The sequence below is a fragment of the Streptomyces sp. NPDC054783 genome, from assembly GCF_053611725.1.
This window is the reverse complement of record NZ_JBSHAY010000014.1, coordinates 75,483-98,907: the sequence shown is the minus strand read 5'-3', so window position 1 is coordinate 98,907 and position 23,425 is coordinate 75,483. Positions and strand designations below refer to the sequence as shown.

The 23,425-nt window shown below is 72.3% G+C and carries 18 protein-coding genes and 1 pseudogene; 13 read left to right on the top strand and 6 right to left on the bottom strand.

Annotated elements, in window-relative coordinates; genetic code table 11:
• Positions 1-92 precede the first annotated feature (92 nt).
• Positions 93-563, bottom strand: a pseudogene (locus ACWGJ5_RS24355) (MFS transporter); the annotation flags it as partial.
• A gap of 67 nt (positions 564-630) precedes the next feature.
• Between ACWGJ5_RS24355 and ACWGJ5_RS24350 the strand changes: the two are divergent.
• From ACWGJ5_RS24350 to ACWGJ5_RS24330, 5 genes are all read left to right on the top strand, one after another.
• Positions 631-753 (top strand): hypothetical protein, encoded by a 123-nt coding sequence (locus ACWGJ5_RS24350; protein WP_453311780.1) that lies wholly within the window; start codon positions 631-633, stop codon positions 751-753.
• A gap of 306 nt (positions 754-1,059) precedes the next feature.
• Positions 1,060-5,292 carry an FtsK/SpoIIIE domain-containing protein gene (locus ACWGJ5_RS24345; protein WP_453311779.1) on the top strand — a complete coding sequence of 1,411 codons (4,233 nt, stop codon included), beginning with the start codon at positions 1,060-1,062 and terminating at the stop codon, positions 5,290-5,292.
• Positions 5,293-5,444: 152 nt separating this feature from the next.
• The gene (locus ACWGJ5_RS24340) at positions 5,445-5,678 is read left to right on the top strand and encodes a hypothetical protein (protein WP_453311778.1); all 234 of its coding nucleotides are present in this window, start codon (positions 5,445-5,447) and stop codon (positions 5,676-5,678) included.
• Positions 5,679-5,726: 48 nt separating this feature from the next.
• On the top strand, positions 5,727-7,415 hold the full coding sequence (locus tag ACWGJ5_RS24335) for a protein kinase domain-containing protein (protein WP_453311777.1): 1,689 nt from the start codon (positions 5,727-5,729) through the stop codon (positions 7,413-7,415).
• 339 nt (positions 7,416-7,754) lie between these two features.
• The gene (locus tag ACWGJ5_RS24330; protein WP_453311776.1) at positions 7,755-9,455 is read left to right on the top strand and encodes a hypothetical protein; all 1,701 of its coding nucleotides are present in this window, start codon (positions 7,755-7,757) and stop codon (positions 9,453-9,455) included.
• A gap of 63 nt (positions 9,456-9,518) precedes the next feature.
• Here ACWGJ5_RS24330 and ACWGJ5_RS24325 read toward each other — a convergent pair whose 3' ends face one another.
• A complete protein-coding gene (locus ACWGJ5_RS24325) occupies positions 9,519-10,601 on the bottom strand; it encodes a helix-turn-helix transcriptional regulator (protein ID WP_453311775.1) in 1,083 nt (360 codons plus the stop codon).
• 253 nt (positions 10,602-10,854) lie between these two features.
• On the opposite strand from ACWGJ5_RS24325, the gene ACWGJ5_RS24320 reads away from it, so the two are divergent.
• The gene (locus tag ACWGJ5_RS24320; RefSeq protein WP_453311774.1) at positions 10,855-11,772 is read left to right on the top strand and encodes a DUF2690 domain-containing protein; all 918 of its coding nucleotides are present in this window, start codon (positions 10,855-10,857) and stop codon (positions 11,770-11,772) included.
• On the opposite strand, the gene ACWGJ5_RS24315 is transcribed toward ACWGJ5_RS24320, so the two are convergent.
• The gene (locus ACWGJ5_RS24315) at positions 11,756-12,256 is read right to left on the bottom strand and encodes a peptidoglycan-binding domain-containing protein (RefSeq protein WP_453311773.1); all 501 of its coding nucleotides are present in this window, start codon (positions 12,254-12,256) and stop codon (positions 11,756-11,758) included. The two genes, ACWGJ5_RS24320 and ACWGJ5_RS24315, sit on opposite strands and share 17 nt — an antisense overlap.
• A gap of 143 nt (positions 12,257-12,399) precedes the next feature.
• On the opposite strand from ACWGJ5_RS24315, the gene ACWGJ5_RS24310 reads away from it, so the two are divergent.
• Positions 12,400-13,383: a DUF2690 domain-containing protein gene (locus ACWGJ5_RS24310; RefSeq protein WP_453311772.1), complete on the top strand. Its 984-nt coding sequence runs from the start codon at positions 12,400-12,402 to the stop codon at positions 13,381-13,383.
• 193 nt (positions 13,384-13,576) lie between these two features.
• On the opposite strand, the gene ACWGJ5_RS24305 is transcribed toward ACWGJ5_RS24310, so the two are convergent.
• Entirely contained in the window at positions 13,577-14,554 is a 978-nt protein-coding gene (locus tag ACWGJ5_RS24305) for an SMP-30/gluconolactonase/LRE family protein (protein WP_453311771.1), read from the bottom strand.
• 136 nt (positions 14,555-14,690) lie between these two features.
• Here ACWGJ5_RS24305 and ACWGJ5_RS24300 point away from each other — a divergent pair, with 136 nt between their 5' ends.
• Positions 14,691-15,131, top strand: a complete 441-nt coding sequence (locus ACWGJ5_RS24300) for a MarR family winged helix-turn-helix transcriptional regulator (RefSeq protein WP_453311900.1) — start codon at positions 14,691-14,693, stop codon at positions 15,129-15,131.
• On the opposite strand, the gene ACWGJ5_RS24295 is transcribed toward ACWGJ5_RS24300, so the two are convergent.
• Positions 15,094-16,314, bottom strand: a complete 1,221-nt coding sequence (locus tag ACWGJ5_RS24295) for a serpin family protein (RefSeq protein WP_453311770.1) — start codon at positions 16,312-16,314, stop codon at positions 15,094-15,096. The genes ACWGJ5_RS24300 and ACWGJ5_RS24295 overlap by 38 nt on opposite strands.
• A gap of 25 nt (positions 16,315-16,339) precedes the next feature.
• Entirely contained in the window at positions 16,340-17,575 is a 1,236-nt protein-coding gene (locus ACWGJ5_RS24290) for a serpin family protein (RefSeq protein WP_453311769.1), read from the bottom strand.
• A gap of 490 nt (positions 17,576-18,065) precedes the next feature.
• On the opposite strand from ACWGJ5_RS24290, the gene ACWGJ5_RS24285 reads away from it, so the two are divergent.
• The 5 genes from ACWGJ5_RS24285 to ACWGJ5_RS24265 all read left to right on the top strand — a co-directional run bounded on the left by ACWGJ5_RS24285 (position 18,066) and on the right by ACWGJ5_RS24265 (position 23,420).
• Positions 18,066-18,818, top strand: coding sequence for a GntR family transcriptional regulator (locus ACWGJ5_RS24285; RefSeq protein ID WP_453311768.1), 753 nt, complete (start codon positions 18,066-18,068; stop codon positions 18,816-18,818).
• A gap of 488 nt (positions 18,819-19,306) precedes the next feature.
• Positions 19,307-19,498 (top strand): SPOR domain-containing protein, encoded by a 192-nt coding sequence (locus ACWGJ5_RS24280; RefSeq protein ID WP_453311899.1) that lies wholly within the window; start codon positions 19,307-19,309, stop codon positions 19,496-19,498.
• A gap of 125 nt (positions 19,499-19,623) precedes the next feature.
• A complete protein-coding gene (locus ACWGJ5_RS24275) occupies positions 19,624-20,034 on the top strand; it encodes a (deoxy)nucleoside triphosphate pyrophosphohydrolase (protein ID WP_453311898.1) in 411 nt (136 codons plus the stop codon).
• Positions 20,035-20,133: 99 nt separating this feature from the next.
• Positions 20,134-20,562 carry an ATP-binding protein gene (locus ACWGJ5_RS24270; protein ID WP_453311767.1) on the top strand — a complete coding sequence of 143 codons (429 nt, stop codon included), beginning with the start codon at positions 20,134-20,136 and terminating at the stop codon, positions 20,560-20,562.
• 272 nt (positions 20,563-20,834) lie between these two features.
• Complete coding sequence (locus tag ACWGJ5_RS24265; RefSeq protein WP_453311766.1) at positions 20,835-23,420, top strand: SpoIIE family protein phosphatase; 2,586 nt, start codon at positions 20,835-20,837, stop codon at positions 23,418-23,420.
• Positions 23,421-23,425 lie beyond the last annotated feature (5 nt).

Below are 23,425 nucleotides of genomic sequence, written 5' to 3'. Positions count from 1 at the left end.
GCTGATCTGGCAAACATGCAGGTCGGAAGGGGTCCGACTCTTCGGAGTCGGGCCCCTGGTTTTTTCCCGTGCTGGGATCGTATGCGGTGCGGTCACCGGGGCTTTCCGGCGGCAGTGGCGGCGATGGCGGGCAGGATCGCCAGGGCGAGGACGCCGCCGGTGAGGGAGAGGAACGAGTAGCCGGTGGCGGCGACGACCATGCCGGAGGCGAGGCCGCCGGTGGCACCCGCGACGGCGATGGAGACGTCGACCATGCCCTGGGTGCTGGCGCGCGTGGCGAGCGGGACGGCGTCGGTGATGATCGCGGTACCGGAGACCGGGCCGAAGTTCCAGCCGATGCCGAGCAGGGCGAGGGCCAGTGCGAGCAGGGCGACGGAGTTCGCGGGCGCGGTGGCGGCCAGGACTCCGGCGGCCAGGAGGGTGATGCCTGAGGCGGCGGCGACGGGCAGGCGGCCGTAGCGGTCGACGAGTCGGCCGGTGAGCGGGGACGGCAGGTACATGGCGCCGGCTTGGGTGCCGATGACCAGGCCAGAGGCGACTGCGCCGTGGCCGTGGGCGGCCATGCGAGTGGTCGGCGAGGTTCTGCACGGTGGAGGGCGCGGTCCACTGCTCGGCGCTCCAGTCCTGCACGTGCAGGGCGTCGGGGGTGGCGGCGGCCGGGCCGAAGAGTTCGGCGAGCTGCGCGGTGACGGCGTCCTCGAATCCGGGACGTACGGTGCGGGCGTGCGCAAGGCCGAAGAGCGCGGCGGGTAGGCCGTCGGGCCCAGACACGTCGTGTATCTCCTGCAGCGGGCCGGACCTGCTGAACGCCGCTCCGTGGGCGCTCGGTTCCTGCCTCTGCGGATCTACTCCGGCCAAGCCGACGGCTTGCTGGATGGCGTCCCGCCCGTCGGCGGAGGCGTCATTGACACAGAACGCACAGCCGGTGCTGTGGTACGGGCCGCGGCGTTGGGATTGCGTGCTCGGTCAATCGGTTTGCGCGCGGTGCCGATGCCCTCCCCGGCGAGCCGCCGAAGACTGGACGCCCCGTCATCTGGAGCGATGAGGAGGCGGCGCGCGGTGCGGATCGTCTGTGTCGACGGTGGTCGCGAGTGGGACGTGGAGGTGCGTTTCGGCCGGCCGGACGCCACCCTCGCCGATCTGGCCGCGGCCGTGGGGATGCCAGGCCATGTGCTTGCTGTCGATGGCCGGGTGATGCCCCCCGAGACGGTCGTGCACGAGTCCGGCCTCGTGCACGGGTCGCGGGTGGCCGGTGCCCGGGGGCCCGTGGTCGGTGGGCTGCGCAAGCCGGTGGTCGTCCTGCGGTTGGTGGGAGGTCTGGAGGCGGGCCGTGGTTTCCCGCTGGCGGCGGGCCGCACGATCGTCGGGCGTGGAGCGGAGGCGGACGTCCGTGTTGTGGCCTCGGGCGTGTCACGGCTCCATGCCGCATTCGACGTCCTGCCCGACGGCCGGGTCACCGTCACCGACCTCGGCTCGGCGAACGGCACGGACGTCGACGGCGCCAGGATCCGCGAAACGGTCCAGGTCCATGCGGACGACCTGGTGTCGCTCGGCGGTGAACTGCTTCTCCGTGCACTGCCCGCCGACCGGCTCGGTCCGGTGCAGCGGATCAACGCCGTCCGCGAGGCCGGGCCCGCTGGGGTGCTGCCGTTCAACCGCCCGCCGAGGGGCGGGCGTCCGGCCGGCTCGGTGCCGATCGTCGTCCCCGCGCCGCCGGCTCGCACGCACAAGGCTCCCTTCAGCGTCGCGGCCCTGCTCGGCCCGCTGGCCATGGCCGCCGCGACCGTTCTGCTGACCGGCGATCCGCGCTACGCGGCCATCGCGGCGCTCACCCCGCTGATGTTCCTGGCCAACTTCGCCGAGGAGCGCCTTCGCGGCAGGTCCGCGCTGCGCCGGGGGAGCCGTGAGTACGCCGCACGGCTCGCGGAGTTCGAGACGGCGGTGGAGCGCAGGCACACCGAAGAAGTACGGTCCCGGCGCGCGGCCCACCCCGATCCGGCTGAGGTGCTCCACCGGGCGACCGCCCCCGGGACCGCGCTGTGGGAGCGGCGTCCGGCCGCGGACGACTTCCTCCAGCTCGTGGCCGGGACGGCTGACCTGCCCTGGGATCCGCCGCTGGACCGGGACTCCGGCGAGCCGGCACCGGAACCCGCGGCCGTTCTCGCGCGCAGGTCCGTATTGCCGCAGGTGCCCGTGGTGGTGGGTGTCTCGGCCGGTGAGGCGGTGGGCTTCGAGGGCAACCGGAAGGCGTGCCTGGCCGTCGCCCGGTCCCTGCTGTGCCAGGCCGTGGTGGGCAGTGGGCCCGCGGACGTCACGGTCGCCGTGTTCACCGACGCCGACCGGCTCGCCGACTGGGACTGGACCAAGTGGCTGCCGCATGCAGCCGACGTACGATCCGGGACGACACGGCTGGTGGCGGTCGGTCCGGAGCAGGCCGACACGCTGGCCCGGCACCTGCTCGCCGCGAGGCCGGCACAGGCCGCGGCCGGTCGGCCGGCCACAGGTCCGGTGCTGCTCGTGGTCGTGGACGGCGCCACCTTGCTGGAGGGCCGCCCCAACCGGCTGCGGGACCTGATCGCGGGCACCTCCGTACGCTGCGGAGCGCTGGTGCTGACCACCCGCCTGCCCGCGCTGTGCACCTCCGTGGTCACGGCCTCGCCCGAGGGCGTCGGGCAGGTCCGGGACGTGGCCCTGGGCGTCACCGTGGAGCGGGTGGTGCTCGATGGCGTGCCGTTGGCCGAAGCGCGGGACACGGCGCGGGCTCTGGCTCGCTTCGAGGATCCGGAACTGCGGATCGATGGCGCCGGACTGCCCGACCGGATCTCCCTGCTCCCTCTGCTGGACCTGGAGAGCGTGGACGGCGCCGCGGTGGCCGGCCACTGGAAGAAGCGGGTGCCCGAGCTACGGGTCCGGGCGGTGCTGGGCGTCACCGAACGCGACCTGTTCACCGTGGATCTCGACGACGACGGTCCGCACGCACTCATCGCCGGAACGACCGGTTCCGGCAAGAGCGAGCTGCTGCGCACCCTCATCGCGAGCATGGCGGTTGACGCGGACCCGGAGCACCTCACCTTCGCGCTGATCGACTACAAGGGTGGTGGCGCGCTGGACGAATGCGCCGCCCTGCCGCACACCGTCGGCCTGGTCACCGACCTCGACGAGCAGCTCAGCGAACGCGCCCTGCGCTGCCTGGAGGCCGAACTGCACCACCGTGAACGGCTGTTGCGCGAGACGGGCCTGAGCCACGTACGCGACTACCAGCGGCTGCGGGACACCGGGCGGACCGAACTGGAGCCGATGCCGCGGCTGGCCGTGGTCATCGACGAGTTCGCCACGCTGGTCAAGGCGCTCCCCGACTTCGTGGACGCCCTGGTCGGCATCGCGCAGCGCGGCCGCAGTCTCGGCGTGCATCTGATCATGGCGACGCAGCGGCCCGCCGGCTCCGTCAACGACGCGATCAAGAACAACGTCAAGCTCCGCATCGCGCTCCGGCTGGAATCCACCGGCGACTCGCAGGACGTCATCGACAATCCGGCCGCCGCGGCGATCGGCAGCCGGCAGTGGGGCCGCGCCTTCTACCGGCTCAGCGCTCGTGAAGTCGTACCGGTGCAGACCGCTCTGTCCACCGGCGTCACCCCCGAGACAGCCGTCACGGCCCCGGCGACCGCAGTCCCTTTCCTGCTGGCCCTGCCCGTCGCCGAGCCGGGCGCGGCACAATCCGACGGGGAAACCGACCTGCAGCGCCTGGTCGCGGCCGCCGAGGAGGCGGCAGGGCTGGCCGGTTTCGCCGAGCCGCGCCGCCCGTGGCCCGACCCCCTGCCCGCCGTCGTACGCACCGCCGATCTGCCGCCCGTCGCGGAACGAGGTCTGCAGACGGACACGACCGGCCTGCCCGCGTACGCCCTCGCCGACGACCCCGAGCGGCAGCGGCAGTACGCGGTCGGCTGGGATCCCGCGGCGGGGAACGTCCTGATCTACGGCGGCGGCGGCTCGGGGAGGTCCACCGCCCTGGCCGCCCTCGCCCTGGCCGTCGCCGACGCCCAGCCGCCCGAGCGGTGCCACATCTTCGCCCTCGACATGGGCGCGGGCGACCTGGCGCCGCTGACAGGCCTGCCGCACACCGGGGCGCACATCGGGCCGGCCGAACGCGAGCGGCAGATCCGCCTCATCCGGCTGCTGCGCCGGGAACTCGACGAGCGCAAGGCACGCGGCGCCGCGGCGTCGGGCCACGGGGCGCCGGACCCGGACTGGCTGGTGCTCCTGGACAACCTGGGGGCGCTGCTGTCGGACTTCGACAAGGACGTCGCCGGGATGAACCTCATCGACGAACTCGCCCGGGTCTACGCGGACGGTCCGGCCGTCGGCATCCGGTTCGCCGTCAGCGCGGACCGGTCCGGCGCGGTGCCGTCCGCGTGGGCGGCACTGACCCAGCAGAAGCTGCTGATGCGCATGGCCGACCCCGGCGAGTACGGCTACTTCGACGTGCCACGCGGCTCCGTCCCCGCCTATGTTCCCGGGCGCGCACTGGTGGCCGCGACACGCCAGGTGATCCAGATCGCCCTGCCCGCCGAGGACCTCGGTGCAGCGGTGGCCGCCTGCGGCGCCCGCAGGCCCGGCGCCGTCACCACCGCGCCCCGCGTCGGCCTGCTGCCCGCCGAGGTCGCCCTCGGCGCCCTCGCGGCGCCGGCTGCGGTGACCGCCGAGCCCTGGTACATCCCGGTCGGCCTGGACGCGGACACCCTCGGCGGCACGGCCCTGCGGCTGTACGAACAGGAGCACGCGCTGATCGCCGGGCCGCAGCGCTCCGGCCGCTCCAGCGCCCTGTGCACGATCGCCGGCCAGGCGACCGCCGCGGCGGACCCGCCGGCGGTCGTCGCCTTCGCCCCCCGCCGCTCACCGCTGCGCGAACTGCCCGGCCTGACCGCGCTCGTCATCGAGTACGGCGGCCTCGAAGCCGCCCTCGCCCGGCACCCGGGACCCACCCTCCTCCTCGTCGACGACGCCGACACGGTCGAGGACGACCTCGGGGTCCTGGACCGCTGGCTGTCCACGCCCGGGCCCGGACACCACCTCGTCGCCGCCGGGCGCGCCGACGCCCTGCGCCGTACCTACGGCCACTGGACCCAACGCGCCCGCGACAGCCGCTGCGGCATCCTGCTCGTCCCGGACCACGACCTCGACGGCGACCTGCTCGGCACGACCCTGCCCCGCCACGACCGCCTCGCCCCCCTGCCGGGCCGCGGCTACCTCGTCACCGACGGCATCGCGACCGGCCTCCATGTCGCCCGCTGACCGTCCCTGCGCCCAGCGTCAACGGGTCTGCGCTGCACATCAACGACAGGGCGAAACCGGCGGCGGAGAATTTTCGCGACAGCAGCGCCCTGTGAGAGGAGAAGGAAATGGCGGTAATTTCCACCGATACCGCACACCAGGAAGTCGCGAGGATGATGACCATCATCACGAACGAGCTTCCTGCGCTCATCGGGAAACTCAACGGCCACGGCCGGACCCTCAGCGACCCCAAGCACTGGGACGGCCCGCTGGCGCAGAAGTTCCGCGGCGAGGTGTGGCCCCAGGCCAGCAGGGACCTGGACAAGATGCACAACTCGCTGCGTGAACTCCAGCAGCAGGTGCAGAGGATCCTCCACGACATCGATAAAGCCGGCGGCGTGCACTAGGCCTCATCGGCCGCGCAGGACCCGCAGACCAGTCCCAGGGGATCATTGATGTCCGAGACAGATCCGGCGAAGCCCGAGGCAGGCCGGCAGAGCACGACCGAGACGCCGACGGGCGAGCTGTCCGCGGACGACCTGGCGCTGCTCGGCGCCGAACCGCTGCGCCGGACCGACCCGTCCGACATCGGCCCGTACCGGGTCCTCGCCCGGCTGGGCGGCGGGGGGATGGGCCGGCTGTACCTCGGCCGGGAAGCCGACACCGAGGGCATGTACGGGGGCCGCTCGCTCGTCGCGGTCAAGGTGATCCGCTCGGAGTACGCCGAGGACGAGCGGTTCCGCCGCCGCTTCGAACGCGAGGTCGAGGCGGTGCGCCGGGTGCACGGCACGTACACAGCCGAACTGCTCGGCTCCGGATACGACCGCGACGAACTGCTGTGGATGGCCACGTCCTACGTACCAGGGCTCAGCCTGGGCGACGCCGTCGTGCGGTACGGGTCGCTGCCCGCGCCGGTCGTGTGGCGGCTGGCGTACGAGATCGGGCAGGCGCTCACCGCTATCGCCGCCGTCGGCATCGTCCACCGCGATCTCAAACCGTCCAACGTCCTGCTGGGGCCGGACGGGGCGCGCATCATCGACTTCGGGGTCGCGCACACCGCCGACGCCAGTTCGCTCACCATGACCGGCCAGCACCTGGGGACACCGGCCTACATGTCCCCGGAGCAGGCGGAGGGCCGGGAGGTGGGCACGGCCTCGGACGTGTTCTCCCTCGGCTCGGTCCTCGCCGTGGCGGTCACGGGCACGGTTCCCTTCGGGGAGGGAAGCACCGCCGACGTCATCCACCGGATCATCTACGCGCCGCCGAGCGAGCAGGTGCTCGCCGAGGTCGCCCGGCACGATCCGGGCCTCGCCGAACTGATCGGCCGGTGCCTGGACAAGGACCCGCGGCGGCGGCCGAGCGCGCGGGACGTCGTCGAAGCCACGCGGGGCCATGCCGGCGACGAGGAGTGGCCTGATGCGGTCGCCGAGACCGTCGCCGCACGGGCGGGCTGGCGTGGGACGGCGGTGGCGGTGCCGCCCATGGACCAGCTGACGATTCTGCGCCGCACGAAGCCCGAGGACCCGGGCAAGGAGACGTCCGGCCGACGCCGGTGGCCGCTCGTGGCGGGTGCGGCGGCAGCCGTGGCGATCGCGGGAGCGGCCATCGCCTTCGCGGCTTCCGGAGAAGACGCCGCCCGCCAAGAGGCCACGACCACGCCCGCCGGGTCACACTCCTCCGCCACCACCACGAACTCCCCGCACGCCTCGCCGCGGCCGCAGTCCCGGCCCGGGACGGCGGTGAGCACGACTGTCACGGCTCCACCCCCGCCGGGAAACCAGCTGGCCGGCGGCGCCACGGCCCCTGCCCAGCCGCAGCAGCCGCACGATCCCCCGCCGGCCACGCAGCCCACCGCCTCCGTCCCGACCACGAAACACGCCCCGCCGCCCACGACCCCTGCCGAGCCCTGGAAGTCCTGCACGTACTACTCCGGCACCACCCTCACGGTCTACGGCCAGAAGGGCTCCCGCGTGAAGGAGGTCCAGTGCATCCTCAAGGCCCGCGGCTACAACGTCGGCCCCAACGGCGTGGACGGCATCTTCGGCCCCGACACCCTGACCGAGGTCAAGAAGTTCCAGAGCAACCAACACCTCCGGGTCGACGGCGAGGTCGGCGTGAATACGTGGGCCGCCCTGCGGGCGTGAAATCCGAAATCGGGAGGGCCCTTGCCAAATCCGAGCCAGCCAGTCAAGTACAGCATCGCCGTCGCGGACGAACTAAGCGGAGCCCTGAGGCAGTTGACGGCGAAGATCAATTGGTATCTGGGTTACCGCCAACACCTGGTCTCAACCATGTTGGACTGCCCGGACGCCCCGCCGACATCGGTCCCGTGGCGAGGCGCCAGACGGAAACGTTTCCAATCGGACTTCGACGATCAGTACAAGGAACTCCGCAGGCTTGCCCGAGAGGCGTCGGCCCTCATGAAGCTGGTGGACCAGGCGACCGCCCAAGCGCGCGAAGCCAACAAGTAACCGGAGAGGTCCATGGGCAAACACGCAGGTGACGCGTCGGCGGTACCACAGAACCTTTATGAGTACGCGAAGAATTCGGTCAGTGGCATCCAGGACCTGCAGGCGTTCACGCGAAGCCTCTCCGGATACATCGCCTCCTATCAGGCATCAGCGATCGACTACGGCCGGGGGATCTTCAGCGTCGGCGAAGGCGCTGGCTCCGAGCACCTGGACACCGCGGTTCTGAAGGCGGTTTCGGCCATCGTCGCCTTGGACCACTGGGTCAGCAGCGTCGGCCGCGAGTTTGAGGAGGCCGGTCGGGGTTCCGGTCTCACCCCGCCGGCGGACGTGCAGCCCGGAACTCCGGGAGTCGTACGATCCGATCCTTTCGGTCTCGGTTGGCGGACCTCGGCCATCCGGACGAACGACGCCGCCCTGGATTTTGCTGCCCGAAGGGACGGGGCCCACCTCGCGCAGGTGCTCAGGGAAGGTCTCGACAGTCCGAACGGGCCGGATCTGCGGTTGTTCTTCGAGCAACTGCGGGCAACGGGACTGAACGACCCGGCGTTCAACGCCGGGTTCTTCAACAGCCTCACTCCCACCGACATGAGCAATCTGCTCGCGTACCGGCACTGGCAGTCCGCCGACCTCAACGGCAGGAACGCCTTTCCCACCGGGCTCCAGGATCTCTTCCAGGCCTTCGTCAACGCCGAGGCCGGGGGCGGTCTCGATCCCGCGCATGAACGCCTGTTCTTGCAGTCGGTGTTCAGTCATGATCGCGGCGGCGATCTGGTAACCCCATTGCTCAACGCACTCGGCGACAGCCCGGCCGGAGCGGTGGCATTCGCCAGGACGCATCCGCCGCAGCAGTTGACTTCGCTGTTCAAAGGCGGTTCGACCGAGCAGCAGGCCGCATACCTCGCGTTCCTCCGTGCGGACCTGCTGGGCGATCCTCGGCAAGCCGATTCCCTGCTGGCCCTGGCCAAGTCGCTGCTGATCACTTATCCGAAAGGGGAGGCGAACCGGGCCGACCGTGCCCTGCTGACCGTGACCAGCGGCGGCTTCGAGGGAATGTCTCCGCAGATGGCCGCTTTTCTGCGCGCCTATCTCTCCGTCAAGATAGGCAAGCCGTCGCATGATCTGGATAAATGGGACGAGCGGATCACCGGCACCCTGGGGAATCTGGCGCCGTTCTACTCGGCCATGGTCAACACCGGTAACAAGGAGCACCTCGACTACGCGAAGTCCTCCGAGTGGGCAAAAGCCTTCATGACAACGGTCCTCGTGGCCGGCGGCGTCGAGACCGGCTTGCCGGAAGTGGAGTTGTTCGGCGGCGAGTTGTTCGGCAGCGCAAGGCTTGCGGGAATGGCCTCGAAAGCAGTAATCGGCGGAGCGGCGGGTGGTGGGGTGTTCGCAGTCGAGCCGCGGTTTACAAAGTTGATCTTCGGAGAGGAAGCGGAGGAGGGCGAGGAACCTTCGAATGTCTTCCGCCGGGCAATGGAACACTATGCACGGATGATGGCCGTGGCGAGGCTGTCTACAGGCGGTTATGTGCGTGATGGCCGGAACGGACCACGGGTCACCTGGGGCAAGCTGAGCGACCACCGTGGGATGGAGGCCCTGGGTGGGAAGATCGACGACCTGCCTGAACGGTACTGGGTGGTCTTTCCGGACGGCGAGCAAGTGACACTGCGGTACTTCGTCAGAAAGATCAGGGTGCCCGAGGCCGAGTGACCCCGGGACGAGCGGCCGAACTTCGTGCGTCCTCTGGGCGGGTGGGGCAGTCACGGTCCCAGGTCACTGCCGTTCCCGCCCACCCTGCCCCAGTCGATGCTCGCGGTAGGTGCCGGGAGTGACCCCGTAGGCCGATTTGAAGGTGCGGTTGAAGACCGCGGGGTCGCGAAAGCCCCAGCGCCTCGCGATCTCGCACACGCCGCGCCCGGCATGGGCCGGGTCGGACAGGTCGGCCCGGCAGTGCTCCAGGCGGCGTTCGCGCAGGAACGCGCCGGCCGTGCGGCCGTCCCGCTGGAAGAGGTGGTGCAGGTAGCGCAGCGAGATGTGGTTGGCGGCGGCGACGGAGGTGAGCGACAGGTCGGGGTCGTGCAGGTGGTGCTGGATGTATGTCTTGATGTCGTGCAGCAGCACGTCGGTGGCCGAAGGGACGGGTCGGGCGGTGGCGGGCGCTGGTTCGGTCCCGCCGTGAAGGAGTGCGGTCTCGCTGTCGAGGAAGGCCGTCGCGAGGCTGACCGCGGCGGTGCCCCACCACGCGGTGTGCCGGGCCTCGGCGGACGGCGCGTGCACGGCGAGCCCGTCCACGAAGGACGCGAGGAGGGCCGCCGGCCCCGACCGGGTCGGCGCGGGACGCCCGGACACGTCGTGCAGCACCTCGCCGGGCATCGGTAGGACCGCTTCGGGCACGTGCAGGATCAGCGCCCGGAGCGGTGGGCCGGCCGTGACGGCGGACAGCTGGGAGCACTCGGTGAAGTCCCACAGCGTCACGCTGCCGGACTCCAGTCGGAGAAGCCGGTGGTCGCGGCCGAGGAGCAGTGGCCCGCGGGTCGCGAAGACCAGGTGCCAGGTCCGCGGGAGGCCGTCGGCGTACCGGCCCCCCATCTCCAGCACGGCCGGGGGCGCTGGTGGGCTCAGCAGGGACAGCCGTACCGGTCCCAGGTCGACGTCGGTTTCCCCGGCTTCCCGGGCTTGTGGAGCTTCCCCGGCTTCCGGGGCCGTCGGGCGGTCGGCGGTGGCGCGGTACCGCCGCCCCGCGCCCGAGCCCGGCTTTCTGGCGGCGGGCGGCCTGCGGCGCCTGCCGGTGGTGGTCGCCGTGGTGTTCGCGATCTCCAGCTCGTCCGTGCCGGGCGAGCTGCCGTGAGCCGTCATGTCGGAAATTCCCCCGCAGCGTGCATAAGTGGCGTGCGCACCCCGCGACGCCCGGACCGGCGGCCGGATCGGGGCCGTCGCGCAGGTGCCCCCCGAGTCTGGAGCGGGCGGACGACCGCGGGCCAGCGCTGCCCGCCGGTTGCCTCAATCCTGGGACGGACAACCCTCTGACCTGCGGAGACATCCGTCAGGTGGGTTGCGGGACGGGACGCCTGTGAGATAGTGGGCCGGGCGGGAGAAGGGGGACGCCGTCGTGGGACGCTGGCAGCCGCTGCGGGGCGACCTGCCCGCGGAAGTGGTCCGGCTGGTGCGAGAACTGCGCCAGTACGTGGACCGGTGCGAGATGAACACCATGACCGTCGCCGCCAAGACCGGCTACAGCCGCAGCTCCTGGCTGCGCTACCTCAACGGGCGCAGACTGCCCCCTTGGGCGGCGGTCGCCGGGCTGGGACGGCTGGCGCAGGCCGACGTCGAGTCCCTGCGCGTGCTGTGGGAATCGGCGGCCCACGCCTGGACACGGGAGCGCCCGTCCGGCGACACCGGCCCGCCACCCGCCCCGCGGCGTCCGGCGGGTAACGCGCGGGACCCGGACACCGTGCCCGCAGACCCCTTACCGGCGGCGGAGGGATCGCCCCCGCGTAGCTCCCGGGTGCCGCACGCGGGCGTACTCGTCGTTGTCGCCGCCGCCTGCTCGCTGCTGGCCGCTGTGCTGCTCGCCCTGCCGTGGGCCGACGGAGCGGGTGCCGGCCGCCTGCCGTACGGCGCTCCCTCCGGAGCACCGGCCTGGCCGTGGCCGTTGCACAGCTCGGCGGAGCGGGCGTCCGCCGGGTGCCGGGCGGCCGGCTGCCGGGGCCTGGACCCCTACCGCGAGAGGTGCGATCGCGACGGTGTCGTCGTCCACCGGATGCGCGCGTATGGCCTCGTGCTGACGCTTCAGTACAGCTCCGCCTGCCTGGCGAGCTGGGCGAAGGTCGACACTGCGGCGGCGACGGCCGGGCTGCGGATCGCCACTACCGGCGGCGACCAGCAAGTGGCCACCGAGGGCGGGGCGTACACGGCGATGGTGGCGAGCGGGCCGGACGCGGTGCGTGCCACGGTCGTCGTCCGTGGTCACCAACTCGGCGTCGCACGGTACGACAGCTGGATCGACGCCGTCAGCGGCAGCGCGTGAGGGTGACGGCATCCGTGCGCAGCTGGTGGAACCGCCCGCTGTCGTAGACCTCGTACACCCCGCCACGGTCCAGGGCCAGCGGAAGGTCATGACGTTCGCCCTGGTAGACCATCCACTGGCCGGCGGGGACGATACGCTCCTCCGCGGCGCCCCAGGTGACCGGCCCGACGATCCCGTCCGCGGACAGGTGGTGGTTGCTCTGCCAGGCGCGGGTGGCATCGGCCGTCGCCTCGTCGTACGCGCAGGTGACCCCGGAGCGCGCCGAGTACCCGTCGGCCCACAGCACGCTCTGCCACAGGCCGACCAAGTCGCTGCGAGGGGTGCGGCCGACCGCCAGCTGCTGCGTGGCGGCCGGCCCGCCGGCGAGGAGCAGGCCGCCACGCCGGTCGCCGGACCGGTGATCTCGTGGGCCCACGGCCCCCGCACACACCACCGCCAGAACCAGTACGCACAGTGCGGCGCGCGCCGCGTTCACTCCGCCCATGGCACCGTCCTACTGTCATGACGTCAACTGCCTTGTGAACGTGCCCAGTTTGCTGGAACCAACGTTCCCGGGGCCGTCCGCGGTGGATACGGTAGGGAAGAAAGCGATGACCGCAGAGAGTACTGGGGCCCCGGAGGGCGTACGTGACTGACTGGAAGCCGTTACCCGACGGCCTCGCCTCGGACGTCCGGCATCTCGTCGTCGAACTGCGGGCCTTGAAGGAACGCGCCGGACTGAGCCTGGCCACCCTCGGTGGCCGTACTCCGTACAGCAAGTCCTCCTGGGAACGGTATCTCAACGGCAAGGCACTGCCGCCGCAGCACGCGGTGGCCTCCCTCGGCAAGCTGGCCGACGCCGACCCCGCCCGGCTCGTGGCCTTGTGGGAACTGGCGAACACCGCTTGGCACGACTGCGAGACCAGTGACGCGGACGGCGCGCGCGATGCCGCGGACGGTCACGACCGGCGGTCCGAGCAACCCGCTGCCGCAACAGGGCGCCCTCCTGCCGCGCAGGCCGAAGAGCCGCCGTCCGCGGGCCGTCGGTTCGGCAGGCGGCCGCTGATCTGGGCGGTGGTCGCCCTGGCAGCTGTCGTCACCCTGTCCGTCTCGTTGTACGGCGCTTTCGGCCGGCCTTCGGCCGCGCATGCCGGCCAGGACGGCACGTTGGGCGCGGACACACCGACCAGGCAACTCGACGTCAACTGCTTCGCGGACAGTTGCACCGGGAAAGACCCCGGACAAACCGGCTGCGGCGGTGACGCGTGGACCGCTGCCCTGTACAAGGTCGCCGGTGTCTACGTGGAGCTGCGCTACAGCGACGCCTGCAAGGCTGCCTGGTCCCGTATCAGCTGGGGACACCCCGGCGACATCGCACGGGTCGTCGGTCAGGGGGGCCGGACGTACCAGAACAAGGTCCACTACGACACCGACACGTTCAGCGCGATGGTCGCCGCCCCAAGCCCCTCAGCGGCCAAGGGCTGTGTTCTGCTCACCTCCGGGGTGCACGCCTGCACCTCTCCGGGCGGCACCCAGCACCTCACCGAGCCCCCGAACCCACCCACCTCGCTCCCTTCCGCCACCACCTCCACGGCGGCCGGCCCGAGGCATGGCCGCCACGGGAACACCTGACGTCACCGGGGAGCCGGTCCCCGGCATCCCGCTGGTTCACCCAAGGGCCGTAAGCGCGCTCTGCGCGGCCGCCATGACCGTGCGGGCCTGGTGTTGCACCTGATGGGGCGAGGGCACCCGGCGCAGGCGTAGGGCCTTCTCGACGTAGTGCTTCAACTCGGGCGGTCGGCCGGTCGGTTGATGGCAGCTGGGCTCACATACCCGTCACCCGGGCCACCGTGAAGGGCGTGGTCGGGGTCCCCGGTCCCATCGGGCCGCCCTTGTCGAACTGGGAGCGGACGACGAGGAGGCCGTGGTGGGTGTGGGCCAGGGTGGTGGGGATCTGGAGGTCGGGCGTGGTCAGCGTGCGGGCCAGGTGGGCCTCGGTGCCGTCGGGGGAGAGGTGCCAGCGGGTCAGGGTGTTGGTCCGGTTGTGGGCCGCCCACAGGGTGCGGTGGGACAGCTCCAGGCCGTCGCCGTTCACCAAGTCACCCCCTTGCAGGGCGACTTGGCGGACCGACCCGTCGGTCACGTCGACCCGGTACAGGCCGCCGCCGGTCATGTCGACCGCGAACAGCAGGCGTCCGGTGGGGTCGGCGACGATGCCGTTGAGGGTGTAGGCGTTCGGCGAGTGCGGAGGGACGGCCCCGCTCAGGTCGCAGTGTGCGGCCAGCGGCGCGCTGCCGCCCCGGGCCACCTCGGCCGGAGTGACCCGGTAGATCACCGGGCGCACGCTGTCGGTGGCGTACGCCGTGCCGTCCGCGCCGATCACGAGGTCGTTGATGAAGTGCGGGTCGCCCTGCGGCACCTGGAAGCGGGCCAGCAGGGAGCGGTCGCGCAGGTCGTAGACGTCGATTCCGGCGGTGTGGTCGATGACCCACAGGCGGCCGGCCGGGTCGGCCTTCAGGCCGTTGGCCGTCGTGCGGCCGTCCGCGCCGGCCGGCAGGAAGACGTCGGCGGCGCGGCTGCCGGCGGCGGCCCGGTAGATCGCACCGGTCGTGAAGGAGCCGACGTACGCGTCGCCCGTGCGTGGGTCGAGGGCGATGCCCTCGGGGTAGGCCCGGTCGTCCGGCAGGGTGAAGGCGGTGGAGATGCGGGGGCCGGTGGCCGCGGTCGCCCGGGGCGCGGCGAGGGCCACGGTCGCGGTGGCGGCGCCGGTCAGGAAGGTGCGGCGGTGGATCGAACGGGACACGGCAGTGCCTCTCGGCTCGGCTGCTCACTGTAGGACGAGTGCGAATCTACATTAGAGTCCTAATGCTTGCTAGCGTATTAATTACCGTCAGCGGCTTCATCCTCGCCCAAGCACTAATCTGGGCCGGGTGACCTCCATGCCCGCGTCCGAGCGCCTCGGCTCCCACCTGAAGCGGGCCGAGCAGGCCCTCAACGCCACGAAGACCGCGGTCCTCAAGCCCGCGGGCCTGACCGTCGCCCAGTACGCCGCGCTGCTCCACCTCTCCGACAACCCCGGCATCTCCGCCGCCGCCCTGGCCCGGCTGTGCGGGGTCACCCCGCCGACCATGAACACGGTCCTGAAGAACCTCCAGGACCGTGGTCTGATCACCCGCAGCCCGCACGAGTGGCACAAGAACGTCCTGGAGACCCGCCTCACGGACGAGGGCCGCGCCGTCATGACCGAGGCCGACACGGCCGCCGTACGCGTCGAACGGGCCCTTGCCGCGGAGTTCACCGACGCCGAGCGGGGCGCCCTGACCGGGCTGCTCGCCCGCTGTGTCAGAGTCCTGGAGGAACAGCGCCCGGGAAGCTCATGACGGGCTCCGGCGCCGGATCCGTCACCCAGCCCGCCACCAGCACGAGACGCGACTCCCGGTCGACGGCGAGGAAGCCGAAGGGACGGTCGAAGACGACCCGGACGACCGTCGACTCGTAGCGGTACTGCGGCGGGGCGCTGCCCGGCGCCGCCATCACCGCCGTCACCGCCGCCGCGCGGAAGCCGAGCGCGCCGAACTGGGCCAGCGCCGACTGGCGGGCCGCGCCGATGGCGAGCGGGTGGTCGCTGACGCCGGGGAAATGGGCGTGCCGCGCATCCGTCGCCGCCGTCAGGCCGAACAGTCCCGCCAGGGCGAGCAGATCGTGGTCGGCGCGCACCTCGTACGCCACCGTCCGTACATCCAGTGTCAGCGGCTCCGGCGCGAGGGCCGGCTGCTGCTCCACGTACAGGCCCGGCCCCACATGTCCGTGCGGCAGCGCGCCGCCCCCGGTCAGCGGCAGCGTCCGCTCGACGATCCCCACCCCGGCCGTGAGCACCTGGCCCGGGGTCATGCGCTCCTCCCCGAGCACCAGATGCACGTCGATGCCGTTGTCGCCGGGCACCGTCAGCGCGGTGACGAAGCCGTCCGGGGTGCCCGTCACACCCACCCGGTCCGGCCGCACGCTCCTGCGGTGCAGGCCGCGCAGCGTACGCCCCTGCCAGGGGCCGGAGCCGGGCCGCAGCGGCAGCTCGGTGAACGGCTGCCGCCAGGTCGCGCGCAGCGCCAGGGCACTGGCCAGCACCATCCGCGCGTCCCGGGTCAGCGTCACCGGCATGCGCTCCACCAGCCCGCCGGTCCGCTCGGCCGCCCAGGCGTCCAGCCGCTCCTGCGCGGTGACGAGGTCGTCCCCGAACACCCCGTACGTCCCGGCCGGCACCCCGGCCCGCCACTCCTCCCGCAGGGGGAGCGCCTGGTGCGTCCACAGGCCGAGCGCCGCGTCCAGCCCGGACACCGATGCGAGCGCCGCCAGCAACTCCCGTGCGGCACCGGCCGCCTGGTCCGCCGGCAGACCGAGGGTCCCGCTCAGCTCGGCCCGCGCCGGGCCCGCGGCCCCGTCGGCCAGGAAGGCCAGCAGGGGCCAGACCCCCGGCGCGGAGAAGGCCGTGCCCTCCGGCAGGGCCTGCGCCCAGCGGGCCGTCAGCCCGTTCACCCGACGGACCGTCTCGGCGGTCACCTTGCTCACTGATCGTCCTTCCACAGGGCCTTGCTCACTCGTCGTCCCACGAATCCTCCGGGTGCCGCCGCAAGGGCACGGGATCCGTCACCCACCCCGCCGCCAGCACCAGCCGCGAGTGCCGGTGCAGCGCGAGGAAGCCGAAGGGGCGGTCGAAGACGGCGTCCACGCGCCGCCTCACATGGCGCAGCGGCGGCATGCCGGCCCCGTACGCCCCGGCCATCGTGACCGCCGCCGCGTGGAAGCCCAGCGCCCCGAACCGCGCCAAGGCGCTCTGCGCGGCCGAGCCGACGGCCAGCGGGAAGCCGCTGATCCCCGGGAAGTGCCCCTGCCGGGCGTCCCGTGCCGTGGTCAGCCCGAACAGCTCGGACCGCTGGAGCAGATCGTGGTCCGCCGTGATCTCGTACGCGGCCGTCAGGACGTCGAGAACCGGCGGGGCGGGGGCCGGGCGGCGTTCCTCGACCACCCGCAGTCCCGGGCCCGCCTCCCCGCACGGCAGCCGGGAGCCCGGTACGACCGTGCGCGGCCCGTGCAGCAGGTCCACGCCCGCGCCGAGCACCCGGCCCGGCGCCATCCCCTCCTCGCCCAGCAGCAGATGCACGTCCAGCACGTCCGTGCCGGGCACCTTCAGTTCGGTGACCCAGCCGTGCGGGGTGTCGGCGACGCCGACCCGGTCCAGCAGGGGGCTCCTGTGCCGCAGGCCCAACCGCTCGGTGGCGGCCCAGGGTTCGTACGCCGTCTCCAGCGGAACCTCGTCGAAGGGGCTGAGCCACCTGGTTCGCATCGTCAGCGCCCCGGCCAGCACCAGCTCGGTGTCCTCGTCCAGCGTGGCCGGCATCCGGTCGATCAGCCCGCCGGTACGGTCCGCCGCCCAGGCGTCCAGCGCTCGCCGGTCGGCGTCGAGGTCCCCGGTGAGCACGCCGTGCGCCTCGGCGGGCAGCCCCGCCTCCCACTCCGGGACGAGCTGCACCGTCCGCTTCGTCCACAGACCGACGGCGGAGCCCACACCGGGCAGGGCGCCCAGCACGCCGAGCAACTCCCGTGCGGCACCGGCCGCCTGATCCGCCGGCAGCCCGATGGCCTCGCTCAGCTCGGCCCGCGCCGGCCCCGCTGCGCCGTCCGCCAGCAATGCCAGCAGCGGCCAGACCCCGGCCGCCGAGAAGACCGTGCCGTCCTGCGCCGTTGCCGCCCAGCGCTTGGTGAGCCCGTTCACCGCCCGGACGACCTCGTCGCCCACCCGGTGCCCGGGCAGGGTGGTGTCCACCCTCATTCCGCCCCCGTTCGTGCCCCGCTTGCCATGCCGGTCGTACGTCCGCCCGGCCACCGGCCGTGCACCGGTCCCGAGCGCTGCCGTCGCCCGCCCCAGGAGCACGGTACCGGTGCCGATACCCCCGCCTCCCGGTCCCCACCAGCCGCAAGGGCCGTATCAGCCACAAGGGCCGTATCGGCCAGGACCGCTGGGGGACCGCCCTCGGCCTGATCGAGCCGCACGGGTCGGTCACCGTACGAAAGGCCTTGGGCCTGGCAACGCCCCGCCCCCGGGGCGACGACGGTGCGGCCACGCCGCCCAGGTGTGAGCACGCTTCAGGTGTGAGGACGGCCGCGTGAGCGCATCTATGCATCTATACGGAGAAAGTGCCTGCGTAAAGCCTTCCCGCATCCCGTGTAATCACATCGAGTGATTCTCTGGCCTTTGCTTGCGTGGCACAACCCAGGGTTGCCAGGCTGTTGCTGTCTGTACAACCTGATGGGAGCGGCCAGTGACTTTCGGTGAGCAGCCGGCGTACCTGCGTGTCGCGGGTGATCTCCGCAAGAAGATCGTCGACGGTTCACTGCCGCCTCACACCCGCCTGCCCTCCCAGGCCCGTATCCGCGAGGAGTACGGCGTCTCGGACACCGTCGCGCTGGAGGCCCGCAAGGTGCTGATGGCGGAGGGGCTGGTTGAGGGCCGGTCCGGTTCGGGGACGTATGTGCGCGAGCGTCCGGTGCCCCGCCGCGTGGCCCGCTCCGGATACCGCCCCTCCAGCGGGGCCACGCCCTTCCGGCAGGAGCAGGCCGACGCCTCGGTGCGCGGCACCTGGGAATCGAGCAGCGAACAGACCGAGGCCGGGACCGCCATCGCCGAGCGGCTGTGCATCCAGGTCGGCGACCGGGTCATGCGCACCAAGTACCTGTTCCGGGAGGCCGGCGAGCCGATGATGCTCTCCACCTCCTGGGAGCCCCTCGCCGTCACCGGCCGCACCCCGGTGATGCTGCCCGAGGAGGGGCCGCTCGGCGGCATGGGCGTGGTCGAGCGCATGCGCGCCATCGACGTCATCGTGGACAACGTCACCGAGGAGGTCGGCGCCCGCCCCGGCCTGGCCGAGGAACTGCACGTGCTCGGCGGCGTCCCCGGCCACGTGGTCCTGGTCGTCCACCGCACGTACTACGCCTCCGGCCGCCCGGTGGAAACGGCCGATGTGGTGATCCCGGCGGATCGATACCAGGTGGCCTATCACTTGCCGGTGAGGTGAGGGGCGCCGGCGGGCCGCTGGGCGGGGTGGCCGGGTCGGTGTCTGCCGGGCCCACGCCCAACTGTCCGACCGGTCCAGTCAGTCGGCGGTCCTTGGGCGTGGTGGACGGGGATCGGTCTGGCGTGCGCCCCCCGAGTGAGGTAGCGCACACCCTTGGTGGGGTCCGGTGGGGGAGGGGCGGTCGCGCGTTCGGCCACCGGATGTGGGCCGACGCCACAATTCGGCCGTTTTAGCAGGTGACCAGGGGGCACACGGATATGCCCCCGACTCGGGACGGCGGCGCTCACGACGGCGCACTTGCTCCCGTGCGCCCCCTGCGTTCTGGCTGGTTGCATACCTCTTTGTGAAAAGCCGTGTTCGCTGCGTAAAGGTTGGGCGTACGCTCGGGCATATGCGTATTGCGGTTTCCTTAGGCGGGGCGCGGCGGGGACCCGGGACAGGGGGCGGGTGGGGTGGTGCAAGAAGGAGCGACGCGGGCGGTGGGGCCGATGAATGAGGGGACGGTCTCCCTGCCCTGGATCGTGATACGGCAGGACGACAACGGCAATCGCTACCGCGTCGGCCGGTACGCGACGCGCGCCGAGGCCCAGAAGATCGCCGACAGCCTCGAGGGCCGGGGACACAAACAGCTCTACTGGGTCGAGCGGATCGGCCAGAACGGGGACGGCGCCCGCAACTGACACGGGGACGGCGCCTGCAACCACGGGCATGGCGCCGGCAACTGACACGGCGACGGCGCCCCAACTGACCTCGCGCGCCCTCCCGTAGGCTCCGCCCCATGACGCCCATGACACCCGGCACACCGCTGAAGGACCGGATCGTGGTGGTGGGAGCCGCTCTGCTCGACGGCGGCCGACTGCTCGCCGCCCGCCGCAGCGCACCCGCCGACCTGGCCGGCCGCTGGGAGCTGCCCGGGGGCAAGGTCGAGCCGGGCGAGCGGCCCGAGGACGCCCTGGTGCGTGAACTGCGCGAGGAACTCGGCATCGAGGCCGAGGCGGTCGAGCGCGTGCCCGGACAGTGGCCGCTGCGGGCGCCGTACGTCCTGCAGGTGTGGACCGCCCGCCTGTGCCCCGGCTCCCCAGCGCCGAGCCCCCTCCAGGACCATGACGAACTCCGCTGGCTGACCCCGGACCGGATCTGGGAGGTGGACTGGCTCGACCAGGACGTCCCGGCGGTCCGTGAAGTCGCACCCCGGCTCACCACCGGCCTGCACTGAGCGCCTTCTACGCCGTTCGTGCCACTGCGCGCCCTCCCGTGCGGTACTGCCCCTGGGATATCGGGTATGTGCCCATTAACCCCATGAAACCGGACATGGGTGGGCTTGCTGGCCTGGGAAGTGATCGGCGTGATCGACACCGATGGCGACTGCGCCGAGTGGACCTTTCCCGCGGAACCGGGTGCCGTGCGCACCGCGCGCGCCGCGGTCCGCGGCCAGTTGCACGGCTGGCACCTCGACTGCCTGGCCGATCTCGCCGCGTTGCTGGTCAGCGAGCTGGTCACCAACTCGCTGCGGCACGCCACCGGTCCCATCGGGGTACGGCTCGTACGTCCCGTCGGGCTGCACGACGCGCTGCTGGTCGAGGTCTCCGACCCGCTGCCCGACCTGCCGCGCGAACGCGTCGCCCACGACGAGGACGAGAGCGGGCGCGGTCTGCAGTTGGTCGCAGGCTCCTCCCGCCGCTGGGGCACCCGGCCCGGCGCGAGCGGAAAGACCGTCTGGTTCGAACTGACGGTGCCGGGGTGAGCCGGAAGCATCCGGGGGGGCACGGGGGTGTACACCCCGGGGCGGCACGTCCATCGTGCGCCGCGGGCGCGCCGCCGGCTCCGGGGTGCGTGATTCGAGGGCGTGTTCCCTGGTTAGAAGAGTGGAAGTGTTGTCACGGACCGGTCCGAAAAACATCTGGACCGAGCTGTGATCGTGAACACCGTGTCGTGCGGCGCCGTAGTGCTGGATACTGCGGGCAGCCGCTGCCGGTGACCGGTGCCGGGCGCGGTGAGCTGGAGGGGACGGTTCGCGTGAGCGAGATACCAGCGAAGGCCACGGAGTCCGAGGACCCGTCGGACGGCGCGATGAACCAGGCCGCGCAGGCCGCCGCACCCGGCGACGCCATGTGGCAGAGCAGTCCGCCCGGTTCCATGTACGACTACATCAAGGTCGCGTCCTTCTCCATCAGCCCCGGCGGGCTGGTCGACCAGTGGAGCCTGCGCGCCGAGCAGCTCTTCGGCGTCCCCGCCGCACGCGCCGTCGGCATGGACCCGATAGAGGCCTTCATCGACCCCGACCTGCGCGAGCGCGGCCAGCGCAAGATGGCCGAAATTCTCGACGGGCGGGAGTGGACCGGGGTCGTGCCCTTCCGGATGCCGGACGAGGCGGACGGCGGGTGCGGCGAGGAGGGCCTGGCCGAGGTCTACGTCATGCCCACCCGGACCGCCGAGGGCGACAAGGCCGCCGTGTGCATCGTCGTGGACGTCCGCACCCTGCGCAGCATCGAGACCGATCTGGCCGCCTCACAGGCCATCTTCGGCCAGTCCCCGTTCGGATTCCTGCTGATCGACACCGATCTGAGGGTCCGTCGGGCCAACGAGCGGTTCGCCTCCATCTTCGGCGGAACCCCGGACGACCACCGGGGCAAGGGAGTTCACGACTATCTGCCCCGCGGTGAGGCGGAGCGGGTTTCGGCCACCCTGCGGCGGGTGCTGGAGAGCGGCCAGTCCATCACCGACATGCACGTCACCGGTCACGTCCCCGGCTCCGAGGAACGCCGGCACTGGTCCGTCAACCTCTACCGCGTGCGCAGCGGCAGCGGCCGGCCCATCGGGATCGCCTGGCTCGGCACCGACATCACCGCCCGCCGGGCCGCCGCCCGCGAGGCCGCCGCCGCCCGGCGCAACCTCGCCCTGCTCAACGAGGCCGGCGCGCGCATAGGGAACTCCCTCGACCTGGAGACCACGGCCCGGGAACTCCTCGACGTCGTCGTCCCCGGTTTCTGCGACCTCGCCACCGTCGACCTCTACCAGGGCCTGCTCACCGGCGACGAGACCCCGCCCGGACTCACCGACGGCAGCGCCGAACTGCGCCGCGTCGCCTTCGCGAGCGCCGTCTCCGGCGCCCCCTTCGCCGTCTCCGGCGAGCCCGTCGAGGTCGGCGCGGTCCACCACTTTCCCTTCAACTCGCCCTGGGCGGACGCCCTGCGCACCGCCCGGCCGCAGGCCGTGCCGCCCGAGGAGGGCGGGCTCGTGCAGTCCACCCTGGCCGTGCCGATGGTCGCCCACGACACGGTCGTCGGCCTCGCCCAGTTCGCCCGCACCAAGGGCAGCGAGCCGTTCGGCGACCGCGACCGGGACCTTGCGGTGGAGCTGGCCGCGCGCGCGGCGGTCTGCATCGACAACGCGCGCCTGTACCGCCGGGAGCACGAGCGGGCGCTGATCCTGCAGCGCTCGCTGCTGCCGCCGGGCGACCCCGAGGCCTCCGGGCTGGACATCGCCTGCCGCTATCTGCCCGGCAACGCGGCGACCGAGGTGGGCGGCGACTGGTTCGACGTGATCGAACTGCCGGGCCACCGTACGGCGTTGGTGGTGGGCGACGTGATGGGGCGCGGCCTGCGGGCGGCGGTGGCCATGGGCGAACTCCGCACGGCCGTACGGACGTTGGCGCTACTGGATCTGGAACCGGCCGAGGTGCTCTCCGCGCTGGACGAGATCGCGCGGGGACTGGGCACTCCGGGCGGGGTGCAGCAGGCGACGCGCACGGCCCGCCAGCCGCGCGACGCCGACCTGTCCGAGGTCTACCTCGCGACCTGCGTCTACGCCGTCTACGACTCCGTCACCAGACGTTGTACGTTCGCCAACGCCGGCCATCTGCCGCCGGTCCTGGTCGAGCCCGGTGAGCCGGCCCTGATGCTGGACGTGCCGCCGGGCATGCCGCTCGGGGTGGGCGGCGAGCCGTTCGAGGAGGTCGAGGTCGAACTGCCGGAGGGCGCGCTGCTGGCGCTCTACACGGACGGCCTGGTCGAGTCCCGGGACCATCCCCTGGACGAGGGGCTCCAGGCCTTCGTCGGCGCGCTCACCGACCCCTCCCGCCCGCTGGAGGACGTCTGCGACCACGTCCTCAACACCCTCGACACCCACCACGGCGAGGACGACATCGCGCTGCTGATGGCCCGGGTGCAGGGGCTGCCGGCCGAGTCCGTCGGCGACTGGACGCTGCCGCGTGAGCCGCGGAGTGTGGGGCGGGCGCGGGAGTACGCCCGGGGGCAGCTGCTGAGCTGGGACCTGGAACCGCTCGTCGACACGACCGAACTGCTCGTCAGCGAGCTGGTCACCAACGCGCTGCGGTACGGCGAGGGGGAGATACGGCTACGGCTGCTGCTGGACCGCACGCTGGTCTGCGAGGTGTGGGACTCCGGGCTGGTCCAGCCCCGGCGGCGGCGGGCCCGGGACACCGACGAGGGGGGCCGGGGGCTGCAGCTGGTGGGGTTGCTCAGTGCGGCCTGGGGTTCGCGCCGGACGCCTCGCGGCAAGACGGTGTGGTTCGAGTTGCCGCTGCCCGGCGGCGAGGCAGGCCTCACCGACCCGGCGGAGGCCCTGCTGAGCCTCTTCTGACACCG